This window comes from Aeromonas sp. s9 (genome assembly GCF_040907765.1).
Lineage (GTDB): Bacteria > Pseudomonadota > Gammaproteobacteria > Enterobacterales > Aeromonadaceae > Aeromonas > Aeromonas caviae.
The window spans coordinates 18,480-27,805 of record NZ_JBFOCK010000019.1 but is presented as its reverse complement, the minus strand read 5'-3'; the positions used below and the strand labels follow the sequence as shown (position 1 = coordinate 27,805).

The window sequence follows — 9,326 nt, the reverse complement described above, 5'->3', positions numbered from 1 at the left end:
TGGAACAGGTCGTAGACCACCTCCGCCTGCGGGCAGTGTTGCTTCACCTCCAGGTCGAACGCCGTGTTCATGTCCATCGCCACCGCCTCAATCTGCTGGCATCGCTCGCCGAGCTGCTCGAAGAAGGGACGGATAGCGGCCCGACTGTTGCCGTGCCCCACCCACAGGACGCGGGTTCGCTCGGCATCCATGATCACGGTGGCATAGCGGTGTCCCTTGTGCAGGGCAAACTCATCCATCACCAGCCGCCGCACCTCCCCAAGTTCGATGGTGCCCACACTAGTCTGCAAACGGCGCTTGTCGATCTCCTTGATGGTGTGCCAACCGACCCCGGTGAGCTGGCTGACATGGCGGATGGGGAGGTACTGAACGAGCGCTTCAATCCAGCACTGCATGCGCCGGGTGAGGCGGGAGCCAGAGGGGAGCCAGTCGATATGTTCACTGACGCGACCACAGCGCAGACAGTCGACGCGGCGAACAGGCAGTTGTAACCAGACTTGTCGGTCAAATAGGTCTCGCTCACGCACCCGGCGGATACGTTGGTCGTGGATCAATGGCGTGGGTTGCAGGCATCGGCGACAACGGGGCAAGAAGTCGGCGCGAGGCTCAAGGGTAAACAGGGTGTGATGGTTGGCAGAAAGCGCTTGGGCGATGACGGTATAACCTGGCCAGAAGGAGGTAATATCAATATGATGCACGGCGACAGCAGGGTGATGGTGGTGGTGTGTTTGGCGACAACCAGTTTACCAGCACCCTGTCTGTCAACTTCCACTTTCCCAGGATCCCGCGAAGAACCTTTTGTTATCCATGAGGGGGCGGATGCGCAATCAGCCCTGACGAGCCTTGAACCTGGGATTGCTCTTGCAGATGACGAACAGCTTGCCGCGTCGACGCACGATCTGGCAGTCCGGGTGACGCGACTTGGCGGATTTCAGGGAGGCGAGGACTTTCATTGTTTCTCTTTTCCTTTGCTGAAGAACTGACCGAATCGCTGGCCGAAGCGAGCGACCTGACCTTCCTTGCCGACCTGCTTCTGTTTGCCGGTATAGAAGGGGTGGGACGCGCTGGAGACATCCAGCGTCACATAGGGGTAGGTGTTGCCATCTTCCCACTCTCTGGTGCGATCGGTGGCCAGCGTGGAGCCGATCAGAAAGTAGGTATTGCTGGCGAGATCGTGGAACAGAACCTTGCGGTATTCAGGGTGAATATGGGGGCGCATGATTGCCTCTTTTGTTATGTTATAACAAGAGGTGGATAATGCGATGGATGAGAATCAATATCAACTGTTTTTTCCATGATGACAGCGATGGGGGAAAATCGGGGCCGTTCGGCTGCACATCGTCAGCAAGAAGGCATGAGCGGTGAGGGCTTATGTGCAGCCACCATCTTTACTTTTCAAATTTACTGTATAAAAATACAGTAAATTATCATGGAGACGTACCCTATGCGCCTGGAAATCATCATCGACAGAAAACACCAGATCCCCACCTCGACCATGGAGGCCTTGCGCCAGGAGCTGCTCAAGCAACTGGGTGAGCGCTTTCCCGATCTGCATGTGCGGGTGGCACCGGGTAGTGCCATGGCTCTGACGGTCAGTCGCGCCAGCAAGGAAGACAAGGAGCTGGCCGAAGCCATGGTGCAGGAGGTGTGGGAAAACGCTGATAGCTGGATGCCGGAAGAAGAGGCTCTGGAGGCCTGAAGATAAGCTCTCAGCGGCAAACATCGTCGTGATCCGCCAGGGCGCGAGGAGGAACCTCCAGCCGGATGATGATCCCTGTACCGGCTTTGCCGAACCGCTCTTCAAAACACGCAGCCATGGGCTGCGTGTTGCGTTGATGGGGTAAGCGCATGACCATGAAGGCGAAAGAGTAATGTCTCTGGCTGCGCTCAGAGTCCCGCCCAACGCTTGAGGCTGTCGACTTGCACCCGTTGGGTGGCTTGTGCGATGTCGCCATTGGCACGCAGTGCCTTGAGGGCGGTGGGGAGCGCCGCGCGGACCTCGTCTGACGTCATACCCGGTTGCAATGCCGGGTGGTAGGCAAGCTTGAGCAACACGTAGTCGAGCCCGGTCAGAAAGCTGTCGATGCTGCTGTCATTGAAGATGGAGGGGAACACCTTGTCCGAGTCGTTGGGCAGCCCCATCACCTGGCTCAACTCTTCCACTACGCAATCCAGAAAACGGCCCTTTGCCCGGCTGTAATCCACCGGAATGATGATGGTGGCACGGGTGATCTCGTAGCGAGCGTTGGTGGCGAAATTGGCCAGGCAAATCCCCTCCTTGAGGGCGATGCGCACCGACTCGTCCTGGCGCATGGTGCGCGCAGCCCAGCTCGCCATCTGTTTGTGCCGGGTCATGATGAGGGTGAGATTGGGGTTGTCGTTGACAATCTCGATGGGGTGACCGGTGATCCTGCTCAGGTGACGGGTCTGTACCTTGACGACCTCGGCCTGCAGCGGCTTGTCGCCGAATTCGTTGACGAGCTTGAGACGCACGGGGCCCGGCCAGCGGGAGAAGTGCTCCTGTTGTTCATGGCCATACTCCCGTTTCATGGCGATTTCCATGAAGCTCTGGACAAGGTAGTCATCACGCTGCCAGCGTTCGGTGGCCGACAGCGGCAGGGAGAAGAGCCAGAGCATCAGCCCCGGGAGCAACCAGTGCCCATGGCGAACGGGCTGGACAGGTGTGTGCCATGGGCGCATCTTGCCTCCTTGCAAGGGGATCAGCGGGCGGTACGCTCGATATCACGCCAGGTGAGCCAGAGCCTGAGATCGAACTCCAGTTGATGATAGTCCGGTTCCATGTGCTGGCAGAGCTGGTAGAAAGCCTTGTTGTGATCCTTCTCCTTCAGGTGGGCCAGCTCATGCACCACTATCATCTTGAGAAAGGCGGGATGGGCCTCCTTGAACAGGGCGGCGATGCGGATCTCGTTCTTGGCCTTGAGCTTGCTGCCTTGCACCCGGCTGACATAGGTGTGCAGTCCCAGGGCATCCTTGATCACGTTGATCTTGCCGTCGAAGATCACCTTGGAAAGCGGCGCGGAGCTTTTCAGGTAGCGGTTCTTCAGCTCCATGGTATAGGCGAGCAGCGCCTTGTCGCTCTGGACGAGGTGGGTTTGCGGGTAGCGCTTGGCCAGCATCTCGCCGAGTTTGCCCGCCGCAATCAACTGCTGTACATGAGCCTTGAGTGGCTCCGGATAGCCCCCCAGATAAGTCAGCTCCGCCATGATTCTTCCCTCTGCCGCAAAAAAGAGCGCCATTGTAGTCAGGATGGGGCCCCTTGAACATGGTCGGCCCCCCTCTTTATGACGACAACGAAAAGGGGCCATCACCAGATGGCCCCTTCTGTGTGCCTGATTAGCGGCGCCGGTACAGGCCCGGGTCCACCTCTTCATACTGGCCTGCCAGATACTGGTAGAAGGCAAGGTGGGAGGGGGAGGTCGGAGTCTTGAGCTCCTGTGCCACCCGCTCCGGTTTGGCGATGATGAATTTGGGGTGTTGGCGCTGGATGTCAGCCAGCACCCGCTCGCGCACATCGTAGGGCGGGTTGACGTTGGCAAAGAACAGATAGGCGGAGGCCGGCTGGCGATCGGTCCAGAGGTAGTATTGCGGCTGGATGCCATCGACCCAGATCTTGTCGGTGGGCGCCGTCTCGGCCAGGATACGATCGACCCTGACCTGGGCGGGGGGATTGAACGGCCTGCCCTTGAGATTGCCTTCCCAGGCGTTGTTGACCAGCAGTACCAGCATGGCCAGCGAGGCGAGCCAGGGGGTGGCGCTTCGCACGTCCCAGGCGCGCCAGAGCGGGACCAGAATGAGCACGGGCAAGGCCCACAGCAGGCTGTTGCCGAGCACCTCGCGCACCCGCTCCAGAGACCACTCCTTGGTGCTCCAGCCGTAACCGAGCTGCTGGGCCAGCAGCCAGCTGGCGGTCAGTACCACCAGAGAGATGCAGAGCAGCCCCAGGGCATCGGATCGCTGCTCGCTTCTGTCCAGCAGGCAGGCGAGCGGCAGCAGGCCAAGCTGCAGATAGAGCACGTCATAGTGATCGAACACATGTCCGGAGACCGAGTTGGCGATCAGGGTGAACAGCACCCCCAGGAGGGTGGCGCACAGCGCGGGGAGATACCACTCCTGGCGGCGCCCGAGCATCAGGACGAGGAAGGCGGGCAGCAGCATGATGAGGCCGGTGCGCAGCAGACCGACGGCGCCCACCTCAGGAGAGAAGCCGTTGCCGTAGCTCCCTTCAAAGAAGATGCCGAAGGCGTAGTATTTGAACTCGGCCAGCACGTCGTGGTGCTGGAAGTAGGCATAGAGCGGGCCGCCGACGAGAGCCAGTCCAAGCAGGCTGGAAAAGAGCAGGGCAAAGGCGCAGCGCCACTGCTCGCGCAGGCACCAGTGACAGAAGAGCACCAGATACCAGGCCCCCCAGAAGGCGCCGTTGTTGGTGCGCATCCAGGCCACGATGGCGAAGGTGAGTGCGGCGACCAGGGCCGGTCCCCAGCTGAATCGCTTGTCCAGCAGCAAGGTGATGAAAGCCCACTGGGCGATGAGGGCCAGATGGAATGTCCAGTCCTCGGTCATGTTGCCGTAGTAGTAGCGAGTGCTGTAGAGCGCCAGCAGGGCCAGCATGCTGCCAAGTCGCGCCCGCACCGAGAGCCCGAGCTGCGAAAAAGCCTGCCAGCTCGCCATGAGGCCCAGCCAGCAGAGCACCCACTCCAGCAGCCAGATCCCGAAGAAGCCACCAAGGCCATAACCCAGTGCATCGAGGGCGAAGATCATGGGACCCTTGATGTCGATCATGTCCCGATAGAGTACGCCCCCCTCGCTCCACATCTTGCCCATCACCGCAAACAGGGAGGCATCAAATCCCGGGGCCATGCCGTGGAACAGCGGATTGCGCAGACAGAACAGCAGAGCCATCAGGGCGGTGAGCAAGATGACCGACGGCCTGCTCCCGGGATTGTGGCGGTGCGGGGTAAAGCGGATGGCGTGATTCATGGGTGACCTGTTCCTGCGGGAAAGACTGAAAAAGCGGGCTTATCTTGCCGAGCCGGGCTGCACGATGCAATGGAAGAAGTGTAGGCACCTGAAATAATTCGTAAAAGTATCGTTTTCACGCCTCTGGCTGCATTGGCGGGCCCCATCACAAGACAGGGCAGGCGCAGTCGGGCGTCACAGCCTGAGGTTGCATGGTAGGGGGCCTGCGCCTGGGAGCGGACCAGGATTCCCCTATGCGGCGAAAAGGCAGCACCGACCCGGGATGGGCCGGTACCAGATTCACTGGCCGTGATACTCCACCAGGGCCGGCAGGGTGCTGAGCTCCGGCAGGTGGCGTGCCCAGCGCAGGAAGGCATCCGCCAGGGTGATGCCGAGCTCCTGATTGTGCTGGGTCAGGGTGCGGGCAAGGGCCGTGTAGCCCTCCTTGCCGGAGGCGGTATAGGCACTGGAGACCCCGCGATAGATGGCATCCGGCTCGACGTGCAGCCACTGACCCGGGCTGGCTTCCCATTCCAGGCGAGTGATCCTCTCCCCTTTGGGCCTGTCGGCCTGATAGCAGAAGCGCACCCCGGCGGTGTAGGGGAAGCTGCCGCTGCCATTGCCCGTCACCCCGTTGTTGGTGGCGTTGTCGATGGCCCCCTCCAGTGCTTCGGCCAGTTCATGGCCGTGCACCCGGTAGAGGGTAAGGGGAATGGCAAAGGGCAGCAGGCGTCCGGCAACGTCTGCTTCGGTCAGGGGGCCGGGCTCGAGGGAGCAGCGCACGCCCCCGGCATTGTGCAGGGCAAAGTCCACCTGACCCACCTGTTCGCGGGCACTGGCCAGCATGGCGCTCGCTACCAGGGGGGCGACCTGGCTGCCGGCGGGCTGGGTGGCATCGGGCAGCCGCTGATGGTGCAGTGGCCCGGCGAGGCGGGTCACGATGCGGCGGGTCATGGTCTCGAGCTCGGGGCGATAACGCCGGGCCAGATGCAGCTCGAGCTCGGGGGCCGGTTCGCAGAAGTGCAGCCCCGCAGGAGGCGGGGAAGCAAAGGGCCAGGGATCCCAGGGTAACCACTCCAGCTGGCCGCGGCTTTGGCACACGCGTCCCTGCTCGTCGAAGGTTAGTTCGCACACCCCGAGACAGAGGGCGCTGTGGGCGGCGTGCAGGATGGCCACCCCGTTCACCATGAGGGGATAGCTGCCTTCGCTGTCGAGCCCGAGCGGCGCCAGATACCCCAGCAGGCTGTGGGTGTGCCCGCCGACGATGAGGCTGAGCTCGGGGAAGCGGGTCGCCAGTCGCTTGTCCTGCTCCAGACCCAGGTGGCTCAGCAATATGATGTGGTTGATCCCCTCGGCCTTGATCTCTTCGAGGGCGCGGCTCAAGGTTTCTTCGATACCGTGGAAACGGGTGTGGGGATCGGGGCTCGCGATGGCGGCCATCTGCGGCAGCGTTATGCCGAGCAGGGCGAAGGGCACGTCGTCGATGACGCGCTTGTGCCAGGGGCGGCTCGCGTCAAACAGCTGCGGCAGTCCCTGCAGCCGCAGCGGGGCATCGGCGGGCTCCTGACGGTTGTCGATGTTGGCGGCGAGCACCGGGAAATCGAGCTGGCGCAAAAACTCCACCAGCGGCCCGTTGCCCAGATCGAATTCGTGGTTGCCGATCACCATGGCATCCGGTCGCAAGAGGGCCAGCAGGTCCGCATTGGCCCGCCCTTTGAAGCGGTTGAAGTAAAGTGACCCCTGGAAGGTATCGCCGCCATGCAGCAGCAGGCAGGTCTGGCCGGCTGCCTCGGCCTGTTGGCGCAGGGCGGTGAGCCGGGTCAGGATGCGACCATAGCCGCCGCACTGGGTGCGCCATTCGGACTTGCCATCGGGGGAGAAGCGCATGGGAGCGCCATCGAAATGGGAGTGGCAGTCGCTGAAGTGGGCAAGTTGAACCGTCATACTCAAGGCTCGGTCCTCCTTAGGAAAAAAGAGCACCGAGTCTACTGCATGGGGTGGGGGGGATACCAGCCCGGCGGCAGCCGGGCCGGTAAAGAGTCAGGCGGGAACCATGATCTGGGTGGCGAGGATCACTACCAGCAGGCCGACGGCCACCGGCAGCGAGGTACGTTTGACCACCTCGAACGGAGAGAGATTGCCCATCCCCGCACAGGCGACCACCACCCCGGAGACCGGCGAGATGGTGCGGCCGAGGTTGGATGCCTGCAGCATGGGGATCACCAGATAGGCCGGGTTGACGCCGAGGCTGGTGGCCAAATGGGGGATGAGCTCCACGAAGGCGTAGAAGGGGGCGTTGCCGGAACCCGTGGTGAAGGCCGCCAGGGTGGTGATGACCACCAGCACCAGCATGATGACGATGCCGCCGGTACCGAAGCTCTGGGCCAGATCCAGGAGGTTGGCGATGAAACCAAGCCCCATCAGACCCTGGGCAAAGACCCCGGCACCCACCAGCAGCATCACCACGCCGGCGAAAGCGTCGGCCATGTTGCGCCAGCACACCTGCAGCCCGTCCAGCAGCTCGCGGCCGTTGCGCTTGCGCACCAGCTCCAGCAGGGCGGCCAGCACCAGGCAGATGACGATGATGGTGACGATGTCGAGCTTGGGCCCCAGTTTGCCGTCAAACAGCAGCACACCGATGATGGGGGTGAAGGGCAGGATGGCGTAGAAGCCGGGGGCGTCGGTGACGAGATCGCTCGGGGCGACCGCGGCGTTGTGCTCCCCGGCCTTCTGATCCAGATAACGCTGCCAGAAGAAGTGGGTCACCGCCATGGCGGCGATGGCCACCAGGGAAATGGGCAGGGTCAGCTTGAAGGCAAACTCGATGAGCTCCATGTTCGCGGCCTGGGCTGCCATCACCACGTCCCCCGAGGTGGGGGAGAGGATGATGGCGGCCGGCGAGGCGCACACCGCCGCCGCCGCGCCACGGGAGATCCCCATGTTGACCATCAGCGGGAAGAGGGTGGCCATCAGCAGAACCCCGAGGCCGGTCGCGGAGCTCACCGCCAGCGACATGGCGCAGGCGACCAGATAGGCGGCCACCAGCAGGATGTAGGGGGACTTGATGACACCGAGGGGTTTGCTCGCGAGCTTCACCAGTATGGTGTTGGCGCCGATGTGGCTCATGTAGCCGGCAAAGCCGCACAGCACCATGATGAGCATGCCGAGGCCACCCCCCCTGTCGACCAGCAGGAAGCGCACGTATTCGAAGATGTCGGTGGCCATGTGGCCGGTGGAGGGGACGCTCGCCGGCAGCACCGCCTTGCCCATCAGGGCGGTGATCGCCAGCAGCAGCAGGCCGCCGCTGAGCAGTACCCCGGTGGCGGAGTAGCCCTTGAAGATGTAGCGACCCACGGCCAGGGTGACCAGGGTGCCGATCAGGAGTTCTATCATAAAACCTTCCCAAGAGTTGAAATGAGGGGGTGGCCTGCCAGGGCTCACCAGAGGGTTGCGCTGGACTATCCGGCATCGGCCAACAAAAACACTGTGGATATTACCCACTAAGGAGTGTTTCACCATCCGTTCGATGGCAGCTTGTGATCTCGACTGCAAATCCCCGCCTGAGCCGGGGTGATGACTCGCACGTTTGCAGCAACCGGGTGCCAAGAGCGGATGACAGGGGGCTGGATCAGGGGTAATCTCCCAATCGGGTTATTAATTCATTGATTATTAATTGAAATTAAGCCGGGACTCACAAGGAGCAAAGCCGCGGACAGATGGGACTCTTCAGCAAGACAGGGGTGACGGTGGCCCTCATTTATGCCGCCTCAATCGGTGCTGTACCTTCCCACTATGCCGGTGTGAAGGTCGCCCCCGATATCAAGGTCGACTTCCAGTTCTATCGGGTCTCCGGGGCCGATGTGGGGGCCGTGATGCGCCAGATCACCGCCTTGTCGCCCACCCAGGCGGACGGGCACATCGGCAAGGCCAGTTATCAGCTCTCCTGGCAGTTGCAGACGAAGGCGACGGCGACACGCTGCGAGCTGGAGCAGGCCAGCGTTCGTGCGCGCATCCAGGTCAGGGTCCCCAACTGGATGGACAAGTCCCGTGCGCCCGCGAAGGAGCGCCAGAAGTGGGACAAGCTGGTGGCCGCCATGTTTGACTACGAGAGCCGTCACAAGGATATCCTGCTGGAGAGCGTGAGCCAGCTTGGCACGCGCCTCGCCCAGTTGCCGGTGACCCGGGATTGCCCAACCCTGGAGCATCAGGGCTGGCAGGCAGGGCAGGCGGTGCTGGAGGCCACCCGGGCGCGGTTCGACACCCTGGCCAGCCAGACCGATCAGGGGCGCAAGCTGGGGGTCGTCTGGCCCAGGGCTGGCTGATGACACGTGTACAGGCCCATGGCCGCT

At 62.3% G+C, this 9,326-nt stretch carries 9 protein-coding genes and 1 pseudogene; 2 read left to right on the top strand and 8 right to left on the bottom strand.

The features are described from left to right. The 3 genes and pseudogenes from AB5Y54_RS03955 to AB5Y54_RS03945 all read right to left on the bottom strand — a co-directional run. Nucleotides 1-698 (bottom strand): annotated as a pseudogene (locus AB5Y54_RS03955) (ISL3-like element ISAeme19 family transposase); the annotation flags it as partial. 129 nt (nucleotides 699-827) lie between these two features. Further along, on the bottom strand, nucleotides 828-953 hold the full coding sequence (ykgO, locus tag AB5Y54_RS03950; RefSeq protein WP_010674479.1) for a type B 50S ribosomal protein L36: 126 nt from the start codon (nucleotides 951-953) through the stop codon (nucleotides 828-830). Then, nucleotides 950-1,219 carry a type B 50S ribosomal protein L31 gene (locus tag AB5Y54_RS03945; protein WP_039040091.1) on the bottom strand — a complete coding sequence of 90 codons (270 nt, stop codon included), beginning with the start codon at nucleotides 1,217-1,219 and terminating at the stop codon, nucleotides 950-952. The genes ykgO and AB5Y54_RS03945 overlap by 4 nt, the downstream gene beginning before the upstream one ends. A 225-nt stretch (nucleotides 1,220-1,444) precedes the next feature. Between AB5Y54_RS03945 and AB5Y54_RS03940 the strand changes: the two genes are divergently transcribed. Continuing rightward, nucleotides 1,445-1,699 (top strand): DinI family protein, encoded by a 255-nt coding sequence (locus AB5Y54_RS03940; protein WP_010674481.1) that lies wholly within the window; start codon nucleotides 1,445-1,447, stop codon nucleotides 1,697-1,699. A 188-nt stretch (nucleotides 1,700-1,887) separates the two neighbouring features. Here AB5Y54_RS03940 and AB5Y54_RS03935 read toward each other — a convergent pair whose 3' ends face one another. The 5 genes from AB5Y54_RS03935 to dcuC all read right to left on the bottom strand — a co-directional run bounded on the left by AB5Y54_RS03935 (nucleotide 1,888) and on the right by dcuC (nucleotide 8,370). Next, the gene (locus tag AB5Y54_RS03935; RefSeq protein WP_225159468.1) at nucleotides 1,888-2,700 is read right to left on the bottom strand and encodes a DUF2927 domain-containing protein; all 813 of its coding nucleotides are present in this window, start codon (nucleotides 2,698-2,700) and stop codon (nucleotides 1,888-1,890) included. 20 nt (nucleotides 2,701-2,720) lie between these two features. Next, nucleotides 2,721-3,224 carry a M48 family metallopeptidase gene (locus AB5Y54_RS03930; RefSeq protein WP_119197696.1) on the bottom strand — a complete coding sequence of 168 codons (504 nt, stop codon included), beginning with the start codon at nucleotides 3,222-3,224 and terminating at the stop codon, nucleotides 2,721-2,723. A 130-nt stretch (nucleotides 3,225-3,354) separates the two neighbouring features. After that, nucleotides 3,355-4,998, bottom strand: coding sequence for a hypothetical protein (locus AB5Y54_RS03925; RefSeq protein WP_141116486.1), 1,644 nt, complete (start codon nucleotides 4,996-4,998; stop codon nucleotides 3,355-3,357). Between the two features lie 279 nt (nucleotides 4,999-5,277). Next, nucleotides 5,278-6,927 (bottom strand): bifunctional UDP-sugar hydrolase/5'-nucleotidase, encoded by a 1,650-nt coding sequence (locus tag AB5Y54_RS03920; RefSeq protein ID WP_119197695.1) that lies wholly within the window; start codon nucleotides 6,925-6,927, stop codon nucleotides 5,278-5,280. Between the two features lie 90 nt (nucleotides 6,928-7,017). Beyond that, complete coding sequence (gene dcuC, locus AB5Y54_RS03915; protein ID WP_010674486.1) at nucleotides 7,018-8,370, bottom strand: anaerobic C4-dicarboxylate transporter DcuC; 1,353 nt, start codon at nucleotides 8,368-8,370, stop codon at nucleotides 7,018-7,020. A gap of 323 nt (nucleotides 8,371-8,693) precedes the next feature. Between dcuC and AB5Y54_RS03910 the strand changes: the two genes are divergently transcribed. Continuing rightward, nucleotides 8,694-9,299, top strand: coding sequence for a DUF922 domain-containing protein (locus AB5Y54_RS03910; protein WP_109112255.1), 606 nt, complete (start codon nucleotides 8,694-8,696; stop codon nucleotides 9,297-9,299). Nucleotides 9,300-9,326 lie beyond the last annotated feature (27 nt).

What these genes read in the sequence shown, in the direction of transcription:
- dcuC (WP_010674486.1), bottom strand. Translation starts at nt 8,370, where the DNA reads ATGATAGAACTCCTGATCGGCACCCTGGTCACCCTGGCCGTGGGTCGC.
- AB5Y54_RS03930 (WP_119197696.1), bottom strand. Translation starts at nt 3,224, where the DNA reads ATGGCGGAGCTGACTTATCTGGGGGGCTATCCGGAGCCACTCAAGGCT.
- AB5Y54_RS03945 (WP_039040091.1), bottom strand. Translation starts at nt 1,219, where the DNA reads ATGCGCCCCCATATTCACCCTGAATACCGCAAGGTTCTGTTCCACGAT.
- AB5Y54_RS03935 (WP_225159468.1), bottom strand. Translation starts at nt 2,700, where the DNA reads ATGCGCCCATGGCACACACCTGTCCAGCCCGTTCGCCATGGGCACTGG.
- ykgO (WP_010674479.1), bottom strand. Translation starts at nt 953, where the DNA reads ATGAAAGTCCTCGCCTCCCTGAAATCCGCCAAGTCGCGTCACCCGGAC.
- AB5Y54_RS03910 (WP_109112255.1), top strand. Translation starts at nt 8,694, where the DNA reads ATGGGACTCTTCAGCAAGACAGGGGTGACGGTGGCCCTCATTTATGCC.
- AB5Y54_RS03940 (WP_010674481.1), top strand. Translation starts at nt 1,445, where the DNA reads ATGCGCCTGGAAATCATCATCGACAGAAAACACCAGATCCCCACCTCG.
- AB5Y54_RS03925 (WP_141116486.1), bottom strand. Translation starts at nt 4,998, where the DNA reads ATGAATCACGCCATCCGCTTTACCCCGCACCGCCACAATCCCGGGAGC.